Annotated in this window: 33 protein-coding genes, 1 tRNA gene and 1 pseudogene; 18 read left to right on the top strand and 17 right to left on the bottom strand. The window is 48.9% G+C overall.

Going from position 1 to position 25,435, the window contains the following annotated elements:
* Window positions 1-30: 30 nt before the first annotated feature.
* Together folK and folB are read right to left on the bottom strand one after the other, a co-directional pair.
* Window positions 31-582 carry a 2-amino-4-hydroxy-6-hydroxymethyldihydropteridine diphosphokinase gene (gene folK / locus QEZ41_RS00775; protein ID WP_289409419.1) on the bottom strand — a complete coding sequence of 184 codons (552 nt, stop codon included), beginning with the start codon at window positions 580-582 and terminating at the stop codon, window positions 31-33.
* Window positions 573-926: a dihydroneopterin aldolase gene (gene folB / locus QEZ41_RS00770; RefSeq protein WP_289409416.1), complete on the bottom strand. Its 354-nt coding sequence runs from the start codon at window positions 924-926 to the stop codon at window positions 573-575. The genes folK and folB overlap by 10 nt, the downstream gene beginning before the upstream one ends.
* 50 nt (window positions 927-976) lie before the next feature.
* On the opposite strand from folB, the gene plsY reads away from it, so the two are divergent.
* Window positions 977-1,546 (top strand): glycerol-3-phosphate 1-O-acyltransferase PlsY, encoded by a 570-nt coding sequence (gene plsY / locus QEZ41_RS00765; RefSeq protein ID WP_289409414.1) that lies wholly within the window; start codon window positions 977-979, stop codon window positions 1,544-1,546.
* Here the strand turns inward: plsY and tsaD are convergent.
* On the bottom strand, window positions 1,543-2,568 hold the full coding sequence (gene tsaD / locus QEZ41_RS00760; protein WP_289409412.1) for a tRNA (adenosine(37)-N6)-threonylcarbamoyltransferase complex transferase subunit TsaD: 1,026 nt from the start codon (window positions 2,566-2,568) through the stop codon (window positions 1,543-1,545). The genes plsY and tsaD overlap by 4 nt on opposite strands.
* Window positions 2,569-2,710: 142 nt before the next feature.
* Here tsaD and QEZ41_RS00755 point away from each other — a divergent pair, with 142 nt between their 5' ends.
* The 9 genes and pseudogenes from QEZ41_RS00755 to QEZ41_RS00715 all read left to right on the top strand — a co-directional run.
* The gene (locus tag QEZ41_RS00755; RefSeq protein ID WP_289409410.1) at window positions 2,711-4,591 is read left to right on the top strand and encodes an MFS transporter; all 1,881 of its coding nucleotides are present in this window, start codon (window positions 2,711-2,713) and stop codon (window positions 4,589-4,591) included.
* Window positions 4,592-4,789: 198 nt separating this feature from the next.
* Entirely contained in the window at window positions 4,790-5,005 is a 216-nt protein-coding gene (rpsU, locus tag QEZ41_RS00750) for a 30S ribosomal protein S21 (protein WP_053101040.1), read from the top strand.
* A 106-nt stretch (window positions 5,006-5,111) separates the two neighbouring features.
* The gene (gene dnaG / locus QEZ41_RS00745; protein ID WP_289409408.1) at window positions 5,112-6,968 is read left to right on the top strand and encodes a DNA primase; all 1,857 of its coding nucleotides are present in this window, start codon (window positions 5,112-5,114) and stop codon (window positions 6,966-6,968) included.
* Window positions 6,969-7,056: 88 nt separating this feature from the next.
* The gene (gene rpoD, locus QEZ41_RS00740; RefSeq protein ID WP_289409406.1) at window positions 7,057-8,916 is read left to right on the top strand and encodes an RNA polymerase sigma factor RpoD; all 1,860 of its coding nucleotides are present in this window, start codon (window positions 7,057-7,059) and stop codon (window positions 8,914-8,916) included.
* A gap of 273 nt (window positions 8,917-9,189) precedes the next feature.
* A complete protein-coding gene (locus tag QEZ41_RS00735; protein ID WP_289409405.1) occupies window positions 9,190-10,665 on the top strand; it encodes a DUF3360 family protein in 1,476 nt (491 codons plus the stop codon).
* Between the two features lie 195 nt (window positions 10,666-10,860).
* On the top strand, window positions 10,861-11,304 hold the full coding sequence (locus QEZ41_RS00730; RefSeq protein WP_289409404.1) for a DUF2489 domain-containing protein: 444 nt from the start codon (window positions 10,861-10,863) through the stop codon (window positions 11,302-11,304).
* Window positions 11,305-11,402: 98 nt separating this feature from the next.
* Window positions 11,403-11,714 (top strand): DUF4124 domain-containing protein, encoded by a 312-nt coding sequence (locus QEZ41_RS00725; RefSeq protein WP_289409403.1) that lies wholly within the window; start codon window positions 11,403-11,405, stop codon window positions 11,712-11,714.
* Window positions 11,715-11,803: 89 nt separating this feature from the next.
* Window positions 11,804-11,880, top strand: a tRNA-Ile gene (locus QEZ41_RS00720).
* A 37-nt stretch (window positions 11,881-11,917) separates the two neighbouring features.
* Window positions 11,918-12,214, top strand: a pseudogene (locus tag QEZ41_RS00715) (hypothetical protein); the annotation flags it as partial.
* 37 nt (window positions 12,215-12,251) lie between these two features.
* Here the strand turns inward: QEZ41_RS00715 and QEZ41_RS00710 are convergent.
* The 5 genes from QEZ41_RS00710 to glnA all read right to left on the bottom strand — a co-directional run bounded on the left by QEZ41_RS00710 (window position 12,252) and on the right by glnA (window position 15,159).
* Window positions 12,252-12,383 carry an integrase core domain-containing protein gene (locus QEZ41_RS00710; protein WP_434556775.1) on the bottom strand — a complete coding sequence of 44 codons (132 nt, stop codon included), beginning with the start codon at window positions 12,381-12,383 and terminating at the stop codon, window positions 12,252-12,254.
* 228 nt (window positions 12,384-12,611) lie between these two features.
* The gene (locus tag QEZ41_RS00705) at window positions 12,612-12,809 is read right to left on the bottom strand and encodes a hypothetical protein (RefSeq protein WP_289409402.1); all 198 of its coding nucleotides are present in this window, start codon (window positions 12,807-12,809) and stop codon (window positions 12,612-12,614) included.
* A complete protein-coding gene (locus tag QEZ41_RS00700) occupies window positions 12,799-13,086 on the bottom strand; it encodes a type II toxin-antitoxin system RelE/ParE family toxin (protein WP_289409401.1) in 288 nt (95 codons plus the stop codon). The genes QEZ41_RS00705 and QEZ41_RS00700 overlap by 11 nt, the downstream gene beginning before the upstream one ends.
* Window positions 13,083-13,370: a CopG family ribbon-helix-helix protein gene (locus QEZ41_RS00695; RefSeq protein WP_289409400.1), complete on the bottom strand. Its 288-nt coding sequence runs from the start codon at window positions 13,368-13,370 to the stop codon at window positions 13,083-13,085. Before QEZ41_RS00695 ends, QEZ41_RS00700 begins: the two co-directional genes overlap by 4 nt.
* Before the next feature lie 385 nt (window positions 13,371-13,755).
* A complete protein-coding gene (gene glnA / locus QEZ41_RS00690) occupies window positions 13,756-15,159 on the bottom strand; it encodes a type I glutamate--ammonia ligase (RefSeq protein WP_289409399.1) in 1,404 nt (467 codons plus the stop codon).
* Between the two features lie 263 nt (window positions 15,160-15,422).
* Here glnA and QEZ41_RS00685 point away from each other — a divergent pair, with 263 nt between their 5' ends.
* The 4 genes from QEZ41_RS00685 to QEZ41_RS00670 are packed head-to-tail and all read left to right on the top strand — an operon-like array spanning window position 15,423 to window position 18,182.
* Entirely contained in the window at window positions 15,423-15,971 is a 549-nt protein-coding gene (locus QEZ41_RS00685; RefSeq protein ID WP_289409397.1) for a DUF4124 domain-containing protein, read from the top strand.
* A 2-nt stretch (window positions 15,972-15,973) separates the two neighbouring features.
* Window positions 15,974-16,624 (top strand): DUF4124 domain-containing protein, encoded by a 651-nt coding sequence (locus QEZ41_RS00680; RefSeq protein ID WP_289409395.1) that lies wholly within the window; start codon window positions 15,974-15,976, stop codon window positions 16,622-16,624.
* Window positions 16,625-16,639: 15 nt separating this feature from the next.
* Entirely contained in the window at window positions 16,640-17,392 is a 753-nt protein-coding gene (locus QEZ41_RS00675) for a methyltransferase domain-containing protein (protein WP_289409393.1), read from the top strand.
* Between the two features lie 4 nt (window positions 17,393-17,396).
* A complete protein-coding gene (locus QEZ41_RS00670; RefSeq protein WP_289409390.1) occupies window positions 17,397-18,182 on the top strand; it encodes a TatD family hydrolase in 786 nt (261 codons plus the stop codon).
* 413 nt (window positions 18,183-18,595) lie between these two features.
* On the opposite strand, the gene QEZ41_RS00665 is transcribed toward QEZ41_RS00670, so the two are convergent.
* From QEZ41_RS00665 to rpmB, 3 genes are all read right to left on the bottom strand, one after another.
* Complete coding sequence (locus QEZ41_RS00665; protein ID WP_434556774.1) at window positions 18,596-19,333, bottom strand: double zinc ribbon domain-containing protein; 738 nt, start codon at window positions 19,331-19,333, stop codon at window positions 18,596-18,598.
* Window positions 19,334-19,496: 163 nt separating this feature from the next.
* Complete coding sequence (gene rpmG / locus QEZ41_RS00660) at window positions 19,497-19,652, bottom strand: 50S ribosomal protein L33 (RefSeq protein ID WP_289409387.1); 156 nt, start codon at window positions 19,650-19,652, stop codon at window positions 19,497-19,499.
* A gap of 11 nt (window positions 19,653-19,663) precedes the next feature.
* Window positions 19,664-19,900 carry a 50S ribosomal protein L28 gene (gene rpmB / locus QEZ41_RS00655; RefSeq protein ID WP_289409386.1) on the bottom strand — a complete coding sequence of 79 codons (237 nt, stop codon included), beginning with the start codon at window positions 19,898-19,900 and terminating at the stop codon, window positions 19,664-19,666.
* Window positions 19,901-20,208: 308 nt separating this feature from the next.
* On the opposite strand from rpmB, the gene rsmA reads away from it, so the two are divergent.
* The 4 genes from rsmA to glpE are packed head-to-tail and all read left to right on the top strand — an operon-like array spanning window position 20,209 to window position 22,590.
* On the top strand, window positions 20,209-21,012 hold the full coding sequence (gene rsmA / locus QEZ41_RS00650) for a 16S rRNA (adenine(1518)-N(6)/adenine(1519)-N(6))-dimethyltransferase RsmA (protein ID WP_289409385.1): 804 nt from the start codon (window positions 20,209-20,211) through the stop codon (window positions 21,010-21,012).
* A gap of 6 nt (window positions 21,013-21,018) precedes the next feature.
* Window positions 21,019-21,399: a Co2+/Mg2+ efflux protein ApaG gene (gene apaG, locus QEZ41_RS00645; protein WP_289409383.1), complete on the top strand. Its 381-nt coding sequence runs from the start codon at window positions 21,019-21,021 to the stop codon at window positions 21,397-21,399.
* Window positions 21,399-22,217 (top strand): symmetrical bis(5'-nucleosyl)-tetraphosphatase, encoded by an 819-nt coding sequence (locus tag QEZ41_RS00640; protein WP_289409381.1) that lies wholly within the window; start codon window positions 21,399-21,401, stop codon window positions 22,215-22,217. Before apaG ends, QEZ41_RS00640 begins: the two co-directional genes overlap by 1 nt.
* Window positions 22,218-22,269: 52 nt before the next feature.
* Window positions 22,270-22,590 carry a thiosulfate sulfurtransferase GlpE gene (gene glpE / locus QEZ41_RS00635; RefSeq protein ID WP_289409379.1) on the top strand — a complete coding sequence of 107 codons (321 nt, stop codon included), beginning with the start codon at window positions 22,270-22,272 and terminating at the stop codon, window positions 22,588-22,590.
* A gap of 7 nt (window positions 22,591-22,597) precedes the next feature.
* On the opposite strand, the gene QEZ41_RS00630 is transcribed toward glpE, so the two are convergent.
* Genes QEZ41_RS00630 through hisI form a run of 6 tightly spaced genes read right to left on the bottom strand, consistent with a single transcriptional unit; the run spans window position 22,598 to window position 25,433 of the window.
* On the bottom strand, window positions 22,598-23,305 hold the full coding sequence (locus QEZ41_RS00630; protein WP_289409378.1) for a 16S rRNA (uracil(1498)-N(3))-methyltransferase: 708 nt from the start codon (window positions 23,303-23,305) through the stop codon (window positions 22,598-22,600).
* Window positions 23,286-24,071, bottom strand: coding sequence for a twin-arginine translocase subunit TatC (tatC, locus tag QEZ41_RS00625; RefSeq protein ID WP_289409377.1), 786 nt, complete (start codon window positions 24,069-24,071; stop codon window positions 23,286-23,288). The genes QEZ41_RS00630 and tatC overlap by 20 nt, the downstream gene beginning before the upstream one ends.
* Entirely contained in the window at window positions 24,055-24,441 is a 387-nt protein-coding gene (gene tatB / locus QEZ41_RS00620) for a Sec-independent protein translocase protein TatB (protein ID WP_289409375.1), read from the bottom strand. The genes tatC and tatB overlap by 17 nt, the downstream gene beginning before the upstream one ends.
* Before the next feature lie 9 nt (window positions 24,442-24,450).
* On the bottom strand, window positions 24,451-24,681 hold the full coding sequence (gene tatA / locus QEZ41_RS00615) for a Sec-independent protein translocase subunit TatA (RefSeq protein WP_289409373.1): 231 nt from the start codon (window positions 24,679-24,681) through the stop codon (window positions 24,451-24,453).
* A 21-nt stretch (window positions 24,682-24,702) separates the two neighbouring features.
* Window positions 24,703-25,038 carry a phosphoribosyl-ATP diphosphatase gene (locus tag QEZ41_RS00610; RefSeq protein ID WP_289409372.1) on the bottom strand — a complete coding sequence of 112 codons (336 nt, stop codon included), beginning with the start codon at window positions 25,036-25,038 and terminating at the stop codon, window positions 24,703-24,705.
* Entirely contained in the window at window positions 25,035-25,433 is a 399-nt protein-coding gene (hisI, locus tag QEZ41_RS00605; RefSeq protein ID WP_289409370.1) for a phosphoribosyl-AMP cyclohydrolase, read from the bottom strand. The genes QEZ41_RS00610 and hisI overlap by 4 nt, the downstream gene beginning before the upstream one ends.
* Between the last annotated feature and the right edge of the window lie 2 nt (window positions 25,434-25,435).

Raw genomic sequence — 25,435 nt, 5'->3', positions numbered from 1 at the left:
TAACTCGCCCCAACCAAAAAGCTTGCGCAGCTAGACAGCGGTAGGCTTAGTTAATCCAGACTGCACGAGCAATTGCGGCGGTGTTAAGGGCTGATCGTTCCAACTCATCGCATAGGGCCACAGGCTTTGTTGACTCTGCATTTGTTGCCATAGTTTGGCAAAGCATTGCTGGCGCTCAGGGTGCACATCTTGTGGAGCCAGCAACGCTAAAGGCCAGAGCACAAACGCATTGTGCAGTATTTCCCCGCGCGGCAGTCTCACACCTTCACAGCAACCCACCTCTTGCCCATAGAGCAGTAAATCAATATCTAGCGGCAAACTCACCCGGCTCTTCGAATCACGCCCATGACACAGCTCGATATTTTTTAAACAACTCACCAAATCAGCAATTGGTAAGTTGGTTTTCAGCCCAACTACCATATTTAAAAAACAATCGCTGCAAATACCCACCGGCTCACTTTCAAAAACGGGCGAGCAGCTAAGTTCACCAAATAGCTTTTTCAGGCTATCAAGTGCAGCACATAGGTGGGCTTCGCGCTCGATGTTACTGCCTAGGCCTAAATAAACTTGGGTTAGCGACATCCTCGCTCAATCTCCACACCTACACCTGCAGCCTTAGGTATGGCTGCAGGTTTAGTTATTTTCAATCTTAACCATGGCATGGCAAACTCTTTTAGCAGCAACTGCGCCAAGCGCTCGGCAAAAGTTTCCACCAACTCAAAAGCATGTTGCGCAGCAAATTGCTCAACCCGCTGGCAAACAGCTGAATAATCCAATGCCAAACTGAGCTGATCGTCTACAGCTGCAGGTTGATTATCCCAAGCCATGGCTAAATCTATCAGCAACTTCTGTGTGCCCGTACGCTCCCAGTCATAAACACCAATGACGGTATCCACCTGCAGCTGCTCAATAAAAACCCTATCCACTGTACTGTTACCCCGTTAGAATCAAGCTCTCACCGTCTGGACTCTGGTTAATGTTCATTGTACTTTTCCTTTGCGCCTATCTGTTAGGCTCCATTTCCTTTGCCGTGTTACTCAGTCGGCACTACGGCACTGCTGATCCTCGCCAACTGGGCTCAGGCAATCCTGGTGCCAGCAATATGTTTCGTGTCGCAGGCAAACGCTTGGCGATTCTGACTTTTCTCGGTGACTTAAGCAAAGGCTTGCTGCCTATTTTACTGGCCAGTTGGCTAGGCTTTACCCAGCACGAGCAGGCTTGGATCGGTTTGGCTGCTGTCGTTGGTCACCTCTACCCTGCGTTTTTTAGACTTAAAGGCGGTAAAGGCGTATCTACTACCGCTGGAATGTTGTTAGGCCTGTATCCGCCGGCAGCTTTATTAGCACTCTCAGTTTGGCTACTCACTTTTTACCTAACTCGCACCAGCTCACTCGCGGCATTAAGCGCCCTACCCCTGACATTACCTTTATTAGCATGGCAACAGCCTCAGGCTTTGCTGCCCGCTAACTTATTAACTCTACTGCTTGTTTGGCGTCATAGGTCCAACTTAAAGGATTTACTTGCTGGAACTGAACGCCGTTTTTAAAGCGGAACTAACTCGGTCATCGGCCAGCGGGCACGCACATTAATTTCCAAGCCTTCACGTTGACCCGCCAATAGACGTTGGCAGCCAGCATATGCAATCATCGCGCCGTTATCAGTACAAAAACGTGGCCTAGCATAAAACACTTTACCGCCCAGTTTTTTAAGCATGCTCTCTAAAGACACACGCAGCGCTTGGTTCGCACTCACTCCCCCTGCAATCACCAAACTATTCAACCCCGTTTGCTCCAGCGCACGGCGACACTTTATGGTGAGTGTATCCACTACCGCTGCTTGGAACGCATGAGCCAGATCAGCCTTGGTTTGCTCGCCACCATCGCCTTGTGCCACGCTTTTTTGCCACGCATTCAGCGTTGAGGTTTTTAAGCCACTAAAACTAAATTCCAATCCGGGACGGTCGGTCATCGGGCGAGGCAATTTAAATCGCTTAGCCACACCTTGCTCAGCCAGTCGCGCAATTTCAGGGCCGCCGGGATAGTTTAAACCGAGCATCTTGGCAGTTTTATCAAAGGCTTCACCAGCGGCATCATCTATGGATTCGCCAAGTAACTGATAACGCCCAATGCCATCCACCCTCACCAGCTGGGTGTGGCCACCGGAAACCAACAACGCGACAAAAGGAAATTTAGGCGGATGCTCTTCCAACATCGGCGCCAGCAAGTGCCCTTCCATATGATGCACACCAATGGACGGCACATCCCAAGCAAAAGCCAACGCCTGCGCGCAGGACGCGCCTACCAACAAAGCACCCACTAATCCTGGGCCTGCCGTATAGGCAATGCCGCCAATGTCCTTTGCCTCATGGCCTGCATCCGCCAGCACCTGTTTTATCAGCGGTAACGTGCGCTTAACATGATCACGTGAAGCCAACTCTGGCACGACACCGCCAAATACGCGGTGCAAATCAATTTGACTAAATAAAGCATCCGCCAATAAACCGCGTTCACTGTCATACAATGCCACGCCTGTCTCATCACAGGATGTTTCCAGCCCTAGCACCAACATTTTAGCAACCCAGTCAAAACAAAAGAGGCATAATAAACCCATATTGGTGTTACAGCCATCTTTTCAGCCAGAATCAAAGACGAATAACCCATCAAGACCGATGCCCAGATGGGTAATACTTCTGCGCCCTATAGGGATCCACATGAGCGGACAATTTAAACTGCTAAAGCAAAAACGCTTTGCGCCATTGTTTATCACCCAGTTTTTGGGCGCGTTTAATGACAACCTGTATAAAAATGCGCTCGTTGTTTTACTCACCTTTCAATCGGCACAGTGGACTTCTTTAGCGCCGGAAATCATGGTCAACATTGCCGCAGGAGTTTTTATTCTGCCGTTCTTTCTCTTCTCAGCGACGGCAGGGCAACTGGCTGACAAGTACGACAAAGCCGCATTAGCACGCCTGACCAAACTACTGGAAATCTTGATCATGCTGGTTGCTGCGGCTGGCTTCTGTTTTTCCAGCCTGTCGACTTTAATGAGCGCGTTATTTTTACTGGGCTTGCAGTCCACCCTGTTTGGTCCGGTTAAATACTCCATCTTGCCGCAACATCTCAAGCGCAACGAGCTGCTCGGCGGCAATGCACTGGTCGAGGCTGGTACCTTTGTGGCTATCTTAATCGGTACTCTCACCGGTGGATTACTAGCAGGCATGGGCAATGCACCTATTTGGATTGTCGTTGGCGGACTGCTAGTAGCTATTGTTGGCTATTTGAGCAGCCGCAAAATCCCACCGGCACCAGCGCCGGCCCCTGAATTACGCATCAGCCTCAATCCCATTACTGAAACGCTACGCAATATTGGTTTTGCGCGACAAAACCGCACTATATTTTTATCTATTCTCGGCATTTCTTGGTTCTGGCTGTACGGTGCACTGTTTCTGACGCAGTTGCCGGGCTTAACTAAAAACGTCTTGGGTGGTGACGAGATTTTGGTCACTACATTGCTGGCCACTTTCACTCTAGGCATTGGCTTAGGGTCGCTGTTGTGCGAGCGTTTGTCTAACAACCAAGTGGAGATTGGCTTAGTACCCTTTGGCTCCATCGGCCTGACCTTATTTGGTTTGGATTTATTTTTTGCCGCGCCTATAGGCCTTGCTGGCGAGACCTTACACAGCCTTGGTTTTTTGCTCGGCCATGGAGCCGTGTGGCGGGTTTTCTTTGACCTTTTTATGCTGGGCGTGTTTGGTGGTTTTTTTATCGTGCCTTTGTATGCGCTCGTGCAAATGCGCAGCGCAGAAAAGAATCGTGCGCGCATTATTGCGGCCAATAACATCCTTAACGCCCTGTTTATGGTGCTAGGCGCCATCGCCGCGGTTATCTTGCTAACGGCTGGCGTCTCTATCCCCACTCTTTTTGCGATAGCCGCGCTCATCAATGCCACGGTAGCCATCTACATTTACAGCCTAGTGCCAGAGTTTTTTATTCGTTTTATCGCTTGGCTGCTTATTAAAGCCATCTACCGCCTACGCATCAGCGGCAAGCAGCACATTCCCGAGTCAGGCCCAGCCATCTTAGTCGCCAATCACGTCAGCTTTGCCGATGCGGTTATTCTGATGGGCTCATCGCCACGCCCGATACGCTTTATCATGGATCACCGTATATTTAAGACACCGATACTGGGTTTTATTTTCCGCCATAGCGGTGCTATTCCAATTGCCCCAGCCAAAGAAAACGCGCAGCTCATGGAACAAGCCTTTCAACACGCCAGCGCAGCACTGGATAACGGTGAGCTGGTAGGTATTTTTCCCGAGGGCGCCATCACCCGCGATGGCGAGATGCAGCCCTTTAGGCCTGGTATTAGCCGCATCCTGCAAGCCAACCCTGTACCCGTAGTCCCCATGGCTCTGTCAGGGCTATGGGGTAGCTTTTTTTCACGTATTGACGGCTCAGCAATGAAAAGCCCATTTCGCCGAGGCGCTTTCTCGCGTATCGACCTGCATATTGGTCCAGCCGTAGCCGCGACAAATGCCTCTCCCGAGACGCTGTACGCGAAAGTATTGGCTTTAAGGGGTGAACGGCAATAGAATGTCACTTTTAGCTGCCTACGTTCTTTTGTCAGCTCTGAAACCCTCCATGCCCAGCTAATTATTTAAAGCGTCCCTTTGCTTTTTGTAAAGAAACTAGGTACTATCTGCAACCCTTAAAACGCGGTGTGCGTTAACTCCAAGTTAATTGAGGAGCAAGCACATCAACCACCGGACACAGATGAAGGTACGAATTGAATGCCAGCTGTCAAACTAAAAGACAACGAACCATTTGACGTTGCCCTGCGTCGCTTCAAACGCGCCTGCGAAAAAGCCGGTGTACTTGCTGAAGTGCGCAGTCGCGAATTTTATGAAAAGCCAACTGCAGAGCGTAAGCGCAAAGCGGCAGCTGCCGTAAAGCGTCATGCCAAAAAAGTACAACGCGAACAACGTCGCCGCGAGCGTCTATACTGAGTTATAGATATTCGCAGCCAAAAAACCCGGACTTGTCCGGGTTTTTGCGCTCTAGCACAACTATTTTCTGTAACCATCACTCCCAAGCACAACACACAAGTAGCCCATGGCCGGTTTAATACCCCAAGACTTTATCGACGATTTGCTACACCGCACTGATATCATTGATGTGGTGAGTGAGCGTGTGCAGCTAAAAAAGTCAGGCCGCAATTACACCGCATGTTGTCCATTCCACCAAGAGAAAACGCCCTCTTTCAGCGTTAGCCCAGACAAGCAGTTTTATTACTGCTTTGGCTGTGGCGCTGGTGGCAATGCACTGGGTTTTGTAATGGATCATGACCATCTTGATTTCCCACAAGCCGTCGACACCCTCGCCAGCCGTATTGGTGTTGAAGTGCCGCGGGAACAAGGCCGTAGAGACAACAAGCCACGCCAACCTGCACACTCGCCTCTTTACGCTATTTTGCAGGACGCTTGCCAATACTATCAGCAAGCCCTTAAAAATCATCCTGCCAGACAGTCCGCGGTCACTTACTTAAAAAATCGCGGCTTAAGTGGCGCAATTGCTAGAGATTTTCAACTGGGTTTTGCCCCACCAGGCTGGGATAATCTGCGCAAACACTTCAATACCGATGAGCTGCTGGAAAAACACTTATTAGAAGCCGGGTTACTGGCCGAAAACGAAGAAAGCAAAAGACGTTATGACAGGTTTCGCGATCGAATTATCTTCCCTATTCGCGATTCACGAGGACGGGTAATAGGCTTTGGCGGACGGGTATTAGGTGACGACAAACCTAAATACCTAAACTCACCCGAAACACCCGTCTTCCACAAAAGCCAAGAGTTATACGGACTATTCGAGGCTCGTAGTTTCAATCGCCAACTCACAGAAATCATTGTTGTCGAAGGTTACATGGATGTGATCGCTCTGGCGCAACAAGGCTTACGCAATGCCGTAGCCACACTCGGCACATCCACTAGTGGTGAGCACATCAAGCGTTTATTTCGCGTCGTGCCGCGTATTATTTTTTGTTTTGATGGCGATAACGCTGGACGTAAAGCCGCTTGGCGCGCGCTGGAATCAGCACTGGAGCATATGAAAGATGGGCTACAAGCACAGTTTATGTTTTTACCCGAAGGTTCCGACCCAGACGTTCTGATCCGTCAAGAAGGTGTGGAGGCCTTTCAAGCCAGACTCAGCCAACAGGCCTACTCGCTCTCAGACTATTTCTTCAACCAACTGAGCGAAGAAATCAACTTGCAAAGCTTAGAAGGCAAGGCGCATTTAGCCAGTTTGGCAATACCGCTGATTGAACGTATTCCAAGCACTCACCTGCGCCAACTGATGCAGCAAAAACTGAGTCAACTCACTGAGATATCCACCCAGCATTTGCACCATCAGAGTCAAACTGCTGTCAAACAGTCTCCAGATTACCCACCGCTAGACGCTTATGCTGCACAACCTAGCGATAGCTTCACCGATAACCGCCAAGGCAGTTATCCATTACCCATTAGACAACAACCCAGGCGACAGCCCTTGCGTGACGCACAGAAAAGCGTAGAAAGCCCAAATCTAACGGCCTTGCGCACTCTCCTGCATCACCCTGAGCTTGCCCAAAAAGTAACTCGCAGCAAGGATTTTGCTGCGGAAGATGACCTTTATGCACAATTGCTCGTCTCAATACTCGAGGCACTACAAAAATCACCAGATATCGGCTACTCCCAAATAATTGCTCGCTGGCATGGCACAGAACAAGGGCGTCTATTACGCTCCTTAGCCGAAAAAGAATGGTTAATTAGTGCCGACAACCTTGAACAGCAGTTTTTCGACACCATTGATCGCTTAGCACAACGTCAAAGGGAACGCACTATCCAACAACTGATAGCCAAATCCCGCACCCAAGAGCTAAGTGACGAAGAAAAACAGCTTTTACGAGATCTACTTGCGCAAAAGAAACAGTAATCTGCTGGTAATTGGCAATTAGGCTCCTGCATCGTCTATAATGCACGACTTAATTTTCCTCCGCCCAGCTCTAGTATGGATAGGTAATATGTCCGCACAAGCACAAAAGCAATCCCGTTTAAAAGAATTGATCGCCCGTGGTCGTGAGCAGGGTTATCTCACCTACGCAGAGGTGAACGATCATCTTCCAGAAGATATCTCCGATCCTGAACAGGTCGAAGATATTATCAGCATGATCAACGATGTTGGCATCAACGTCTTTGAAGTTGCACCTGATGCTGACGCCTTACTAATGGCCGAATCCGATGACACGGACGAAGCCGCTGCCGAAGAAGCTGCCGCCGCACTCGCTGCCGTAGAAACTGATATTGGTCGCACCACCGATCCAGTGCGCATGTATATGCGCGAGATGGGTACGGTTGAGCTGCTAACTCGTGAAGGCGAGATTGAAATCGCCAAACGTATCGAAGAAGGCATTCGTGAAGTCATACATGCTGTTGCCCACTACCCGGGAACAGTGGCATCCATCACTGCAGACTTCAACCGCATCATCGAAGAAGGCGGTCGCATCAGTGATATTTTCACCGGTTACATCGACCCAGATGACAGCATTCCTGAGCCCGCAACACCTGTTGTAGCTCAACCCGCCGTCAGCAAGAAAGCAGACGCCGACAAAGAAGATGACGACGAAGAGGAAAGCGATGACACTGCTGAGGAAGAAGAGACCACTGAAAGCGGTCCAGATCCAGAAGAAGCCAAGCAGCGTATTGCCGCTCTGGAAGCCCAGCTTGCAGTAGTCAACAAAACACTCAGTAAAAACAAGCGTAGCAGCAAAGCAGCCGTAACCGCGCTCAACGACCTCGGCGAGCTGTTTATGCCGTTTAAGTTTACGCCAAAGGTGTATGACGCACTGATCGAGCAAATTCGCGAAACGTTACAGCAAATTCGCCATCAAGAACGCGCCATCATGCAGCTGTGTGTCCGTGATGCAAAAATGCCTCGCGCTGACTTTCTCAAGCACTTCCCAGGCAATGAAACCAATCTTGAGTGGGCGCTCAAGCTTAGCCAAGGAAAATCACGTTACGCAGAAAACCTAGCCGGCTTCGTTGCTGATATTCAGCGCCATCAAAATATATTGGCGGAACTAGAAGCCAACAGCCAGTTGACGGTAGCGGAAATTAAAGACATTAACCGCCGCATGTCTATCGGTGAAGCAAAAGCACGTCGTGCGAAAAAAGACATGGTCGAAGCCAACCTGCGCTTGGTAATTTCTATCGCTAAGAAATACACCAACCGCGGTTTGCAGTTCCTTGACCTAATCCAGGAAGGTAATATTGGCCTGATGAAAGCGGTCGACAAGTTTGAATATCGTCGTGGTTATAAGTTTTCAACCTATGCAACCTGGTGGATTCGTCAAGCCATTACCCGCTCCATCGCTGACCAAGCGCGCACCATTCGCATCCCGGTGCATATGATTGAAACCATTAACAAACTCAATCGCATCTCCCGCCAGATGCTACAGGAAATGGGTCGTGAACCTACTCCTGAAGAGTTAGGCATTCGTATGGAGTTGCCGGAAGATCGTATCCGCAAAGTCCTTAAAATTGCTAAAGAACCCATTTCAATGGAGACTCCGATTGGGGACGATGAGGACTCACACTTAGGCGATTTCATCGAAGACGTCACCATGCAATCTCCGGTGGACATTGCGACCACTTCCAACCTAAAAGAAGCCACGCAAGATGTATTGTCCGGCTTAACCGAGCGCGAAGCCAAGGTGTTGCGTATGCGTTTTGGTATCGATATGAACACCGACCATACTCTGGAAGAGGTGGGCCGTCAGTTCGATGTTACCCGCGAGCGTATTCGTCAAATTGAAGCCAAGGCACTACGCAAGCTTCGACACCCATCTCGCAGCGAGCATCTACGCTCCTTCCTTGATGAGTAACACTCAATACCCCGCCTAGGCGGGGTATTTTTTTGTCTGCCAAATACTCCCACCTACGACTAAAGTAATCCTGCTAATTATTGACTTGCTAAGCATACAAATAGAGTATTGCCACGCTTTTTCTGCGTACTTCAAATTACGCACTTCTCGTTACGCTCAGCGTATCCATAACAAAAACAATAATCCACAACAAACCTAACCGGCCATTCTCGTCATCAAAGACTAGGATGCGCTTTTTTTGTGCCTGTCCAACTCAGTTAAGAATTTTACAAAATGAAAGAAGACGAAACTTACAACTATAAAGAGCTACATAAACCCAGCTCTGAGTTTGTTAACCGCGCGGATTATTTAGAACACGAACTTAGCATTATGAGCCCGCGTCGCTGGCGACCTAACCTACCAGGGCATGACTATCGCTTTGAGTACGAAGACTGGGTGCCTGCGGTCGCTGCAACCATAGGTAAGATTGTTATGGTAGCGGCAGTGGTCTCAACCTTTGCCGCACCACTGGGCTTATCTAACGCCTTTGTCATTGAAAACGTTCGCTTTGAAATGATTATTGCCGCAGTACTATTCGTTATCCTTTTTTCTGGCTTTTTACTGCCCAGCGCCAACCTTGCCGGAACGCATGGTCCTCTTATTCCGCTTATTCCTTTGATTGTTGCCTCGGGTGGTCATCCCATGGCCTTGGGCATTTTGATTGGTGTATTCGGCTTTGCCTTGACGCTATTTAAAGGCGGCAGTCTGCTTGCACGCCTGACCGGAGATGGTGTAGCCGGCGGTCTACTGTTGTATCTGGGCTTTGTCGGTGTCACTACGCAAATCGGTAAGCTATTTAGCTGGGCTGACGGCTTTGACAAAGGCTACATTGCATTTATTGTGGTTATGTTTGCGGTGATCATGTACGCCTACCTTGAGCATATTGGTAAGCGCTGGCTGTCTATTCCAATCGGCTCTGCGTGTGCCGCCATTATCGCATTTGTCTTAGGCGCGCCTTTCGAGTTTACTACTGAACCAAGCCTACCCAATATGAACCCAGCTTATTGGTGGGGTGAAACTACCGGCTGGCAGCTGGGCCTGCCAAGCATTGAGCAGTTTATTGCTGTAGCACCCTTCGCTGTGCTGGCAGTAGCTATGTGGTCGCCAGATTTCTTAGGGCATCGTATTTTCCAGCAGATTAACTACCCACAAAGCGCGCGCAAGGTCATTATGGATATTGATGACACCATGGGCGTAGCTTCTGCACGGCAAGTGGTAGGCACACTGCTTGGTGGCGGCAATATCGCATCGTCTTGGGGTACGTACCTAGTACCCGCAGCCATCGCTAAGAGGCCCATTGTCGGCGGCGCCGTGCTGACAGGTATTCTTTGTGTCGCTGTTGCAGTAATCGGCTACCCAATTGACATAGCGATCTGGCCACCTGTATTGAGCATTGCTTTAATTGTGGGTGTGTATTTGCCTTTGCTTGAGGCCGGCATGCAAATGACTCGCGAAGGTAAAACCTCACAGTCAGCCGCCATTGTGGTATTTAGCTCAGCCTTGGTTAACCCGGTCTTTGGCTGGTCACTGACAATGTTGCTGGATAATATAGGCATAATTGGCGATAAAGAGCGTTGCAGCCAACTCAGCCGCACAGACCGCTGGATTATCCCCGCCATTACCTTTGCAGTACTGGTGAGTGTGATGGCGCTGATTGGCATGTTCCCGGGTGTACCTGCGCTGCTGGACTCATTTAGACAGCTTGCTTAAATACCTAGGCTGCGGCTGCTAATGGGCCGCAGCCCTAGTTACCCTAGTTAGCTTGCTATCTAAACAATAAACCCGCGCTGGCAGCAACCAGTATCTAAGCGCAGTTACGCAACCAAGGCCATATACTGTGCATCGATGCTGGCACTGCCCACACCCAAATACCTCTGCGTAACTGATAGTACTTCTGGAGCAACAATGTCCAATCAATTGATTCTAGTAATAATAATAGGTACTACCATTTGCTTGGCGCTCAGCTGGCATGCCTTAAACCTGTGGCGCAAATTATGGCATCATCAGCGTCTACAGGCTGAGCAAAAGCAGAAAAATCGTGGCAAACAAGCTGCCGATCTTAGAGTTCTATTAGGTAGTTTGCTCGACAAACAAGCACCTTGGGTGGAGCTGTGTCTGCGCATCAAAGTAGTGCTAGAGCACTACGACTACGAACTAAGCCAACAGGACTGCTACCAAGTCTTTCAGTTAGTTTATCAAGCCTGCGAAAACATCCCCACGCACCAAGCTTGGAAAGAACTGCCAAAAGCCGAGCGCCGCGCTTACGAAGCTGAATTTGTCAGCCTAGAAGAACAGCACAAAGAAGCGAGCCTAGAATCAGCACGCAAACTGCAAAAACTACTGAATTAAAATATGAGCTCAAAATTCAAGCTCCAGCTGGTTTTACTTTTTGGAGCATTAGCAGCCGCTATCTTTTTTTCCCGGGCAGTAAAAGCAAGCTACCCAGCATGCCTGTACAAAAAACCGTTTACTACTACAAGTGGCAAGACGCGCAAGGCAACTGGCACATAGCGGATAAAGCACCCAAAGGCGTAGCCGCACAGCGTCTAAAAACCAATCCCAACGCTAACATCATCCAAAGCGTAACAGCACCCGCTCAAAAGACCGAATTGAACAAGCAACAGCAACCCGACAGCCAAACCCCGCTTGATTATCTTAGCCGCGTTAAGCAGACCCTGCAGGATGCCGAACGCGCCAGAGTTCTACTCAATCAACGCCAGCAAAATCTGGATGATGTTATTTCAGGCAATAAACATTAAACCGCGATACCCATCGCACTCATTACATAAGTCTAGGCTGAATTATCTTGCGTCTTAGCCAAGGCTGAGTATACTTATGCGCTGCAAAAGGGCCTATAGCTCAGTTGGTTAGAGCAACGGACTCATAATCCGTTGGTCGCTGGTTCGAGTCCAGCTGGGCCCACCATTTTCTCTTATTTAGCGTTTCGGTACAGTGGCAGTACATGAGCACTGCTCAGGAGTGGCCCGATGGCCACAATGTTAAGACTCCTTCAGGCACTTGGAAAGCCGTCATTCGAAAAACCGGATGGCCTACCACAGCCAAAACTTTCAGAACTAAACGTGATGCCGAAGATTGAGCATGCCGTACCGATGATAAGATGGTACGTGGTGTCTATATCCAAAGAGCTGCGTCAGAACGTATCACTGTCGAGGCAGCCCTGATGCGCTACCTCACTGAAGTTTCTCCCACTAAACGGCCCTCGTCAGCAGCTGGCGATGTCCGTCATTCAAAACCTCTGTAATCCCCCCATTTTCCACAGCTCTTATTTGTAGAATTTAAGCCGTCGGTAATAACCGCCTTGGTCGCCTTGGTGGCACCCCTCCTATGGCAGTATGAGGGTGTTCGTTGCTATACGTCCAAAGCCATTGTGTCGCAAGTTCTTGAGCCTGCTCAACGCTTTCAAATATGTTTAAATCTAATAATTCATGCCGCTCTAGGTCGTCCTTATCTACAGGATTTGCCGACTTTTTCAGCCACTCCTTCTTAGGGGGGAGCGCACGTTATCGTTGTGACACCAGCCTTCTTCGCCAGTGCTATACGGCGGGTCGATAAAGATACAGCCCACCTGCCCGCATGAGTTGGCAACAACGCCTTAAGCGCTTCCAAGTTGTCACCATGAATGATCAGGTTATCATCTAGCGACGGCTTTTTCCTGCCGCTGGGAGCGACTTTTCAGGCACCACCTGCAACTCACGAAACGGCACCCCAAGATGATGAGAATAGACAAACTGCTTACCCTTGAACTCAAGCTTGGGCATTAAAAACTCCTGCTTCAATAAAAGCACGCTGTGAGAGCGGGCATGTTTTGTTCTTTTTTGGTGTTCAACCTTCAAGCGGCGGCCACTGCCGCGTCGTATGCACGACATTCAATATTCGCACCTGCCTTTCCACAGTTTCATACACGACCATATAGCTGCTATGAACGACCAGCTCAAAGGTGCCCGCGACTCTCCCAGACCGTCCCATTTTCGGGAAGTCTTGGAGCACAGCTGTTTTTTCTGCTATCAGATCATCAAGAGCTAGCGCAGCAAGCGGGTTGTCTTCTTCGATGTAGTCGTAAATACTTTCACGTTCTCTAACAGCTTCAGGCGTCCATAGCAGCTCCATCATTCAGAGGCAGCCATACGGGCGCGTGTCGCTGCGCGGCGGGCGGCAAAGCGAGCCTCGGCATCAGAAGCGGAAATCAGGTTGCCCGCCTCGGCAGAGGCTTGGGATTGCTCGACCTTTTTCGCTAGCCAAGCATCATATTGCCGCGTTTCCTCCTGCTGGGCTACATAACTGCGCATGAAGTCGCGAAGAAGCTGAGCTCCGGTACGATCATGGGCTTTGGCGGCATTAGCAAACTCAGCCTTCAAGCCTTCATCAACACGGAAAGTAAAAGTAGCATCACTCATGGCATCACCTCTATGTGTTACATGTATAGTACAGTGTAGCACTTCCGATTAAACTCGTCTGTATCAGATTTTCTTCATTACTAGACGGAGTGCTGTACCGAAATTTGTTATCACCAGCAGTACAGTAGTAGTACATGCATCAGTTTTGGTTAACTATTCAAAAATACGCTAACCTACTGATGCATAAGTACTTTGTACTTATTTGGATTACGCTACTATACGCTTGATTTTGCTAGGTATAGTGTTTCAGCAACAAACTCATAATCCCTTGGTCGCTGGTTCGAGTCCAGCTAGGCCCACCAAACAAAAAATTGTTTCACCACAACAAATAAAGCCCCTTAGTCGGGGCTTTTTTAATTCTGGTTAGTGGTTTTTCTGGCTCTGTTTAACAGCTGTAATAAAGCTCGTATTCAAGCGGATGGACAAAAGTGCGTACGCGCAAATCCTCTGCCGCTTTAAGTTCAAGGTAGGCATCAATAAAGTCATTGCTGAATACTCCGCCACGCAGTAAGAAATCACGGTCGTCATCCAGCGCTGCCATGGCCTCACTTAAACTGCCGCACACCTGCGGAATATGCTTGGACTCTTCAGGGGGTAGATCGTAAAGATTTTTATCTGCCGCATCGCCCGGATGAATACGGTTTTGAATGCCGTCCAAACCGGCCATTAGCAGCGCGGCAAACGCCAGATAGGGGTTCGCCGAAGGATCGGGGAAGCGTGCTTCAATACGGCGCGCTTTGGGGCTGGTCACGTAGGGGATACGGATAGATGCTGAGCGGTTGCGTGCTGAATAAGCCAGCATGACTGGCGCTTCAAAACCCGGCACCAAGCGTTTGTACGAGTTGGTCGATGGGTTGGTTAAAGCATTCAACGCTTTGGCGTGTTTAATAATACCGCCAATAAAATACAGTGCCTGATCCGAAAGCCCAGAATAGCCTTCACCAGCAAACACATTTTTGCCTTCTGCGATAATAGACAAGTGCACATGCATACCTGAACCATTATCACCGTGCAGCGGTTTGGGCATAAACGTAGCAGTACGGCCATAAGCATCAGCCACATTACGCACCACATACTTTAGGGTTTGCACCTCATCGGCTTTGGCGACCAAGGTATTAAATTTAACACCGATTTCATTTTGTCCAGCAGTTGCCACTTCATGGTGGTGCACCTCAACCTGCTGCCCCATTTCTTCCAAAGCATTGCACATAGCCGTGCGAATTTCATGGTCTTGGTCATTAGGCGCTGTGGGCATATAACCACCGCGCACAGCAATATGATGTCCTCGGTTGCCACGCTCAAATTGCTCATCACTGCTCCATGCAGCTTGAGCAGAATGAATTTTAAACATCGCACCGGACATATCGGATTTGTACTGCACCCGATCAAAGATAAAAAACTCCGGCTCAGGACCAATAAAAACCGTGTCGCCTATGCCTGTCGACTTAAGGTAATCCTCGGCGCGCTGCGCAATAGCACGCGGGTCACGATCATAGCCTTGCATGGTTGAAGGTTCGATGACATCACAAACCAAAATCAGGGTTTTTTCTTCAGTAAAAGGGTCCAGTACCGCGGTACTGTCGTCAGGCAGCAGGATCATGTCCGAGGCTTCAATACCCTTCCAACCTGGCATTGAAGAGCCATCAAACATCTTCCCCTCCTCAAAGAAATCTTCATCGGCATCGCGTGCTGGCATAGTTAGATGGTGTTGTTGGCCGCGGATATCGGTAAAACGCAGATCAATCCATTTCACTTTGTGCTGTTCTATCAATTCGAGCGACTTTAACATCTGGTTCTCCAAAACGGGGCAAGCAAAGCGCATAGTGTAAGGCTTGCGCCAAAGCATCACAAAGGATAAATCATACCAGCGCGCCAACTACGGTCAATCAGTTGCCACACAAAGAATAAAACCCTAAACGTGCCTGTGTTAACATTGCTTTGTTAGCTATCGGATAAAATACAGAGCCAGCCCAAAGCAAAGTACGTAATCAGTTTCTAGTATTTTCACAGCATTAAACTGATTTTGCTGCGTACCCTTTTAAGGAGATTATGATGCGTTTATCAATACTTGCTCTCACCTGCTGCCTGATTACTAACCAAGCGCTGGCGCAGGTTTACCGATACGTTGACGCTCATGGCAATACTGTTTATACCGACAACCCGCCCGAGCAGATTGATGCTGAGCGTATCCAGCTACCAGTAATTAACAGCTTACCTGCTCCAACACCTAGCACCGCCAAAACACAAAAGCCTACGCCTGAAGAAACAGACGCTGATGATGAAGCACAAGCCTACCGCCAACTTAACCTCCTACTACCCAATGCCGAAGCAATTCGCGCAAATAATGGCAGCTTTATAGTCAATGTGATTATTGAGCCACAGCTGCGCGCACAGCATCGCCTACAGTTAATCGTTGACGGGCAAGCCCATGGCAGCCCAAGCAACAGCCTGTCGCTGATGGCACAAAATTTAGATCGTGGTGAGCACAGCATTGCGGTGCAGGTTTTATCGGGCGATACAGTTGTGCAACAAACTGCTGCACAAATAATCAACGTTCAACGCACTCATATTAACGCCCCTAGCCGACGCAGGACTCCCTAACTGTGTTCGCTCGATTATTACTAAGTTTTTTTCTTCCTGCCCTGCTAATCGGCCAACCGGTGTTTGCTGGCCCCATATATAGCTACACCGACGAAAACGGGCAGCGCGTCTATACCGACACCCTGCCCACACAACAACAGCCTACTACATCGCTAAAACTAAAGCCGGTTAACAGCCTGCCTGCCACTCCAGTTAAGCCGGTCAACAAACTCAACAAGGCGACCAACGAACAAAAAACTGAACGCCCGCAAATTTATAGCCAATTGCAGATCATCAACCCCACACATGACAGCACCTTTCTAGCCAATGAACGCAGTTTCAGTATCACCGTTTCTAGCAGCCCGCCTCTTTTACCAGAACACTCATACCAACTCTGGTTAGACGGCGCAGCGTTTGGCGACAGCAGTCAAAGCACCACATGGCAGGCAACAGATATTGACCGCGGCACGCATAGCCTAGCAGTCCATATTTTAAATGCCGCTGGCGACTCAATCGCACACTCCGACAGCATCGTCATTCATCTACGGCAAACCACTCTTGCCGAGCGCCGCCGTATTCGCCCATGCCAACTAGACGACTACGGCAAGCGCCACGAATGCCCATTAAAAGACAAACCCACGCCCAAACGTCCTTGGTGGCGCATAGGGCTTTAAAATACGTTGAAAACTATGCATGACCACCATTTTGATGACTTGGCTTTACGCTTCGCCGAAAAAATATACGGCGGTAATAAAGGCGCTATTCGCCTAGCGGTATTACAAACCGACCTAACTGAAGTGCTGCCCCAGCGCACGCCGCTGCGGATTTTAGATATAGGCGCGGGTTTGGGACACATTTCCCTTTGGCTGGCTCAACAAGGCCATCAGCTTGTCCTTGCCGAGCCTTCCATCGCCATGCTTGAACAAGCCAAACTAAACTTTGCTAACGCGAACTGCACCGCTGAATTTATCCATGCCGACTGGCAACACATCTGCCAACAACAGCAGCAACCCTTCGACCTAATCCTCTGTCACGCTGTGCTCGAATGGCTTGCCGAGCCCTACGCATTAACAGCAGCCATGCGCCCATTGCTGAAACCAAATGGCTGGTTATCTTTAGCCTTTTACAACAAAGATGCACTGATTTTTCAAAATCTAGTAAAAGGCAATTTGCGTAAGCTAAAAAAACAACAGTATGCCGGTGATGCCGGTGGACTAACGCCACAACAGCCTATTGACCAGCAGTTGTTAGCCCATCAACTCAACAACCAAGGCTGGCACATCAAAGCGTGCAGCGGTATTCGCGTATTCCATGATTATATGCGCCCCGAAATTCGGCAAAAAATCACCGACGAAGAACTCATTACTACCGAACTAAACTACCGCCGCCACCCCACTCTCGGCCCACTAGGTCGTTATCTGCACTGGCTATGTCAGGGTTAATTCTATGCAACTCATTGATAGTCACTGCCACTTAGACTTCCCCCAGTTCGACTCAGACCGCACTCAGGTACTCACCGCCTGTCACCAACTGGGTGTCACCAAGCTCATCTTAGCCGCTGTGACGCGGGACCACTGGGCTAGACTATGGCAGCTAGTCGAAAATACGGAACAACCACAGCTCTTTGGCAGTTTTGGTTTACACCCCTACTTTTTAAACGAACACCTACCTGATGATTTACAACAACTGCGCCAGCAACTGAGCAATCATCAACAGCATCCTCGGCTCTGCGCGATTGGCGAGATAGGACTGGACTATTACCTGCCTGAGCTTGACCGCCAGCAGCAGCTATTTTATTTCACTGAGCAATTAAAGCTGGCTAAAGAATTTTCCTTACCTGTTATTTTGCACGTTCGTAAAGCCCACGCCGAAGTCATCCAACTACTTAAGCAGCATGCTCTACCTCGTGCTGGCATCGTTCATGCGTTTAGCGGCAGTTATGAACAGGCACTGGAATATATCAAGCTAGGCTTTCTACTCGGCATTGGCGGTGCTTACACCTGGCCTAACGCGCACAAACTACGCACAATGCTACCGCGCCTGCCTTTAGCCAGTATTGTGTTAGAAACCGACAGCCCTGATATGGCACCCGCTTTTGCTGCTGGACAACGCAACAGCCCCACAAACCTGCCGCAGATCTGCACTGAATTAGCGCCATTATTCGACATTCCAGCCACACAATTAGCCCAACACACCACCCACAATGCAAAACAACTGTTTGCCTGGGATTAAACGGGTTCACACTTGCTTTTTTGCTTTACCATTACTTAGCTGCTGCTTTATATAGCTGGCAGTTGTTCCGTAAAGACGCTGCAAGTACATCCCTGTAAGCTCATTGTCGCCATCCATGGCGACAAATGCTTTACTGCACAACTACCAGCTATATCACCCCAAACCAACAACCCTGGACCAGCCTTAATAAAACAAATACCACAAAATCACACCACAGCTAAACCCAGCGTTCGCCGGTGAACATGGAGTAAAGCTTCTGCCGCCACGGATGGCGGCAGAGAGCCTACAGGGACGTACTCGCGGCGTCTTTACGTAATGTGCACCGGCGAACGCGACCGCACAACATCAGCATAAACAAAAAATACCACAAAATCACACCACAGCTAACGCCCACACACCAAACAAAAAAAACACTACCCAGCAGCAAAGCCCGTACGCGCCAAACAATACACATCCACCCTACTTGCACCCGCCGCCAACAAACTACGCGTCAAAGCCGCACAGGTAGCGCCCGTAGTAAGCACATCATCCACTATAGCAATGTGACGCCCAACAACCTGTTCAGGCTGAACAATACGAAATGCATTACGCATATTGCGATGACGCTGACTGGCCGTTAAACCCTGCTGGATACTGGTATAACGGATTCGTTGCGCGGTTTTATACAGCAAAGGAATATGCAAATCCCTGCTCAGCCACTGAGCAATCATCTGCGCCTGATTATAACCACGCTGGCGTTGCCGTTTATTCGCCAAAGGCACAGCAAGCAAATAATCCGCTTTAATCAACCTACCCTCTTGATACTCAAACTCAAGATACTCAGCTAACATTTGCGCCAGCAACCGACCATAAGGCCATTGACTGTTATATTTAAAACGACTGATTAACGTGCTAACAGGAAAACCATAAGACCAAGCAGCCGCAGCCTGACGAAAAGGTTGTAATTGTTGCTGGCATTGATGACAACTGCGCTCGCCAGCAGGAATAGGCAAAGCGCAAAACTGGCAACCATGCTGCAACCAAGGCAAATCCAACTTGCAAGGCTCACAAATTGGCTGCTCGTCAATTACCGCCACACCGCACAATAGACAGGTCTTGCTCAGCCAAAGCCGCCGTAACTTAACCTTTAGCCGATGCACACTCCTGCGCATCAACCACTGCACCATCTGCAGTCGAACATAAGCCTTCTTAGACATTATCCTTCCCTGATAAAGCGCTCCCTTAAACCCCTTTGTACTACAGCGCTTACAAAATGCCAATTACAGATACAAAAAAGCCCGCACAGAGGCGGGCTTTTTTGGGTAGACCAATCAATTACTTGATTTTGCCTTCCTTGTAAATCACGTGCTTACGGATAACTGGATCAAATTTTTTGATCTCAAGCTTTTCCGGAGTCGTACGCTTGTTTTTGTCAGTAGTATAGAAGTGACCTGTACCAGCGCTAGACACTAAACGAATTAAATCACGCATCAGAAAACTCCCTATACTTTAACGCCGCGCGCACGCAGCTCAGTCAATACTGTATCAATGCCGCGCTTGTCGATTATGCGCATGCCTTTAGCAGTTACGCGCAAACGTACAAAACGCTTCTCGGACTCAACCCAGAAACGATGGTACTGCAAGTTTGGCAAAAAACGACGGCGGGTTTTGTTCATGGCGTGGGAAACTTTATTTCCCGTAACCGGACCCTTACCGGTTACTTGACAAACTTTTGACATGCCTCAGCCCTCTAGAAACCACATGCACAACCCGGCATGGGTTGGCTGTTGAAACTTAGTTAAACGGTTAAATATTGGAAACCTCAGTTTCCCATACAGCTAAAACGACTAATTTATAGCCAATCTTAGTACGGCCGATCCAAATATTTTTAATCAATTCAGAGCACCCCGTAAAGAGTCGGACTTTATAGCAGAAAGTCAGCTTCACAGCAAGCAACAAGCCATATTTTTCTCTGTTCAACTGCAATGCGTCTAACCGGTACGAGCAATTTTTGTTAAACTAGAGCACTACTTTTTTGGAGCTTGGCATGGCTGAATTATATCTGCATAAAGCACGTAAACGTTTCGGGCAGAACTTTCTACACGACACCGCCGTTATCGATCGAATTATACGCGCAATTCACCCACAAGCCAGCGAACATCTTGTTGAAATTGGCCCCGGCCAAGGCGCACTCACCGAGAGCTTAGTCAGCAGCGGTGCAGAGCTTGATGTCATTGAACTGGATAAAGACTTACTCCCCATGCTTAAGCTGCGCTTTGGCTTAAAAGACAACTTTCGCCTGCATGAAGGCGACGCATTAAAATTCGACTTTACCAATTTAACCACCACCCCAGCCAGCCTCAGAGTGGTAGGCAACCTGCCCTACAACATTTCCACTCCACTCATATTCCACCTGCTGAGTCACGCACACCTACTGCGCGACATGCACTTTATGCTGCAAAAGGAAGTCGTAAAACGCATGTGTGCCACGCATGGCAATGGCGATTGGGGGCGCTTATCGCTTATGGTGCAGTACCACTGTCAGGTGGAGCATTTATTCAACGTTGGACCCGGCGCTTTTACCCCCGCGCCCAAAGTAGACTCCGCTATCGTCCGTCTCACACCACACAGGGAGCTGCCACATCCAGCGCAAGACTATCAAGCGCTGCAGCGTGTTGTACGCGAGGCCTTTAACCAACGTCGTAAAACCATTCGCAACACCTTAAAAAACCTACTACCCGAGTCCGCCATTATCGCTGCCGATGTAGACAGCACTAAACGTCCCGAACAATTAGATCTAGCCGCCTTTGTGCGCCTTGCCGATCAGTTGGCTTTATTAAACAAGGCTTGATTATCAATGAGTATCGTACCACCTAAAGTTGACGTAAGCGTCACCACCCGCTTTCTGGCCGAACAATCCCAGCCTGAAGAAAACCGCTTTGTCTTTGCTTATGACATAGTGGTCCATAACCAAAGCGACATCCCCGTGCAACTGCTAACCCGCCATTGGATAATTACTGACGGTCAAGGGAAAACCCAAGAAGTGCGTGGTGATGGCGTGGTCGGCGAACAGCCCACCATCGAACCACAAACAGAGTATCGCTACAGCAGCGGCACATTGCTCAATACAGAAGTAGGCAGCATGTACGGAAGCTTTGGCATGCAAACCCTTGATGGGCAAAAATTCGAAGCCCCTATCGCTGCATTTACCTTGGCGCGCCCGGGAGTTTTGCACTGATGACGGTCTATGCCGTAGGTGATTTGCAAGGCTGTTTCACGCCTTTGCAGGCCCTATTGCAACGTGTGCAGTTTGATTCCGAGCAGGATAAGCTCTGGCTCGTTGGCGACCTGGTTAATCGCGGACCAGACTCTTTAACCACCCTTAGGTTTCTATATTCCATACGCCATGCATTAACTGTCGTGCTGGGCAACCATGACTTACACTTATTAGCAGCGGCTTATCACCCTCAATTTCTAAAGCGCAAAGACACCATCGCTCAAATCATTGAAGCAGAAGATGGCCCGATACTGCTGGACTGGTTAAGACAGCAAAAACTGCTGCACTACGATGCCGAACTCAACAGCTGTTTAGTCCATGCAGGTATTCCACCGCAATGGACGTTGCAGCAAGCGCTATCCTACGCACATGAAGTTGAGCACGTATTGCGCGACAAACAGACAGCCAGTGATTTTTTACTCCATATGTATGGCGATGAGCCTGCTCAGTGGGCGGACGAGCTAGAAGGTTTGCCACGCTTACGCCTCATTACCAACTATTTTACCCGCATGCGCTTTTGTAACGCTGATGGCATGCTCAACTTCAGCAACAAACAGGGTCCTAAAAAGGCACCCACTGGCTTTGCTCCTTGGTTTAGCCACCCCAGCAAGGTTCTGGCGCAGCACAGAGTTATTTTTGGTCACTGGGCCGCTTTAAAAGGTCGTAGCACAGAAGCCAATGCCATTGCCCTAGATACCGGTTGTGTCTGGGGCGGAAAGATGACCCTCTATGATTTACATACGCAGCAATTTCATCGCTATAAATGTACCAACTGCTGAGTATTTTACTGACTAGACGCGTCAACCAATCAACAGGAATTTAAATAACATCATGCAGAGTTTTAGCTACATCAGTGTTGAAGACACCGCCAAACTACTGGAACAAGGGGCGATTATTGTCGATGTACGCGACGAAAACAGCTTCAGTCAAGGACACATTCCTAACTCAATCCATCTGGATAACCACTCAGTAGCCAGCTTTATACAACGAGCTGACTTCGATGCACCGACCATTGTGGTTTGCTACCACGGTCATGCCAGTCAAAGCGCAGCGGCTTATCTGCACAGTCAAGATTTCAGTGAAGTGTATAGCATGGATGGTGGGTTTACCCGCTGGAGCCAGGTTTTTCCAGAACGGGTGGAAAGTAACTAAAGCGTCATTAAAACAGCCTAGCCAACAACGCCGTCACCGCTACCTCAACCCTTAGAATTCGCTCGCCCAGCTGCACAGGTGTAAAACCTGCTTGCTGTAGCTTATCGACTTCATACTCAATCCAGCCGCCTTCTGGCCCAATCGCCAAGGTTACCGGTTCAGTTAAAGCGCGCGGACAAGCCGCATAGTTGCCCGGGTGGGCAACCAGTTTGACGCTGTTCTGACTTAACGCGGCAAGTCTATCTTCCACGAAAGGCTTGAAGCGTTTTTCTAGCATAACCTCAGGCAATACGGTGTCTTTAGCTTGCTCCAAGCCGAGAACAAGCTGCTCATGTACGGCCTCGGGCTGTAAAAAAGGCGTTTGCCAAAAGCTTTTCTCAACCCGAAAGCTATTGACCAAAATCAGCCTAGCAACACCCATGCTTGCAACAGTTTGTAAAATACGGCGCAGCATTTTCGGTCGCGGTAAAGCCAGTATCAGTGTAATAGGGAGTTTTTCTGGAGGGATTGAATCTAGCGACAGGTGAAACAGCGCTTGATCGCTACTGATGTTCAGCAGCTCAGCCTGTCCCACCATGCTGTTGAGTACGCCAGCACGAAATTGCTGACCGGGTTCAGCATTGTGGGTCTGTAAGAGATGTTGCAGGCGTCGCCCCTGGATAACCGCTTGCTGCTCAGCAACAAAGTCCTGCGGTTCAAACAGGATTAGATTCATCTAAACCTTCATCTGCCTCAGCAGCTTCTGCTTTAGCACGGTCTTTAATTGCCAAGCCACCAAAAATCAAACCAACCTCAAACAAAAACCACATAGGTAAGGCGAGTAACGTCTGCGAAAAAATATCAGGTGGAGTCAATACCATGCCCACCACAAAGCAGCCCACCACCACATAAGGGCGGCTTTTTTTCAGCGTAGCTACTTCAACCACGCCCACCCAAATCAGCAAGAACGTTGCTACGGGTATTTCAAAAGCGACACCAAAGGCAAAGAAAATCGTTAAGACAAAATCAAGGTACTGACCAATATCGGTCATCATGGCCACGCCCGCAGGAGTCACGCTGGCAAAAAAGCCAAACATGATCGGGAAGACGACAAAGTACGCAAAGGCCATTCCGGCATAATATAAAAAGATGCTCGACACCAACAAAGGCACAGCGATACGCTTTTCACGCTGATACAACCCAGGTGCAATAAAGCCCCAAACCTGATGCAGAATATAGGGAATTGTCACAAAGACAGAGACCACCATAGTGAGCTTAAAAGGCGTAAAGAAAGGAGAAGCTACGCCCGTAGCGATCATGGTAGCGCCTTCTGGCAGATAGGCTCTTAAAGGGGCGGACACCAGCGCGTAAATTTCTTGCGCGAAATAAAACAGACACAAAAAGACAAGCAATACCGCAGCAACACAGCGTAAAACTCGATTGCGCAACTCTGTTAGATGCGCAACAAGCGGCATACTTCCAGTATCAGTGTTTTGACTCATCTTTACTCTGCTCTACAGATTGGGAGTGCTCTTGGGCTAACGACGACTGCAATTGTGTAGCGTTTTTTACTGAGGCCACCGTATCTTCCATGGCTTTACTGCCATCAAGGATACTTTGCTTAGTCTGTTCAATAGTTTCCCCAATCACCTTGCGCTCTTTAGCCAAGATATCTTCATTATGTAGTTGGCGACGAATCTCATCGGCACCAATTTCACGCTCGACCTCTTCTCTAATATTGGTAAAGCCACGCTTGAGCCTGCCGATCCATAAACCAGCCATGCGCGCAGCAGTGGGTAGACGCTCTGGTCCCAAGACCAATAGCGCTACCAAACCCACTAATAAAAGCTCAGCAAAACCAATATCAAACATAGAGTCTACTTAGGATTTGGTTGATTTATCTTCTTCAGCTTCATGGACTTTCGACTCGTAAGTCTGTCCTGTTGCTTCGTGATTTACGCTAGGCTTTTCTTCTTCAGTTTCCATTGCCTTGCGAAAGCCTTTCACCGCTCCACCGACATCCGTGCCTAAGCTTCTCAAGCGCTTAGTGCCGAACAACAGCACTACAATCGCCAAAACAATTAATAACTGCCAAACACTAATACCACCCATAGCTAGTACCTCTTTCTTTTATTAAGATTCTGTTCTTGCTGCTTTTTCCGCGTGTCCGGACAGACCAAAACGGCGCTCTAACTCATCAAACACTTGCTGCGCAGGTATATTAAGCGCAGACAACATCAGCATGCTATGAAACCAAAGATCTGCAGTTTCATAAATAACCTCAGTCATATCCTGGCTGTATTGTGCATCTTTAGCAGCCAAAATAGTTTCTACTGCTTCTTCACCCACTTTTTCCAGTATTTTATTCAGTCCCTTATGGTACAGACTGGCTACATAGGAGCTTTCCGGCGCAGCATTTTTGCGTGCCTCTAAGACCTCTGCTATGCGTTCAAGTGTATGAGCTGTCATGCTTTGCCGCCTTGATATATCTCATGTGGATCTTTTAGAACCGGATCTACGCTAATCCACTGACCATTTTGTAAAACGCGATAAAAACAACTGTGCCTTCCGGTGTGACAGGCGATACCGCCAAGCTGTTCGACCTGCAGAATAATAACATCTGCATCACAATCTAGGCGCACTTCATGCAGTTTCTGCACATGCCCGGACTCTTCACCTTTGCGCCAAAGTTTTTTTCTTGAGCGCGACCAGTAAATTGCGCGTCCTTCCTGCACACTTAGCTGCAAGGATTCTGCATTCATCCACGCCACCATCAGTACGCGTCCGGTTTGATAATCCTGTGCAATGACTGGTATTAAGCCCCGCTCATCCCAGTTTATTTCAGCTAACCACTGTTCTGACATAA

The organism is Thiopseudomonas acetoxidans, from assembly GCF_030362935.1.
In the GTDB taxonomy this organism is placed as follows: domain Bacteria; phylum Pseudomonadota; class Gammaproteobacteria; order Pseudomonadales; family Pseudomonadaceae; genus Thiopseudomonas; species Thiopseudomonas acetoxidans.
The sequence above is the reverse complement of the archived record's forward strand: the minus strand, read 5'-3'. Positions and strand labels throughout refer to the sequence as shown.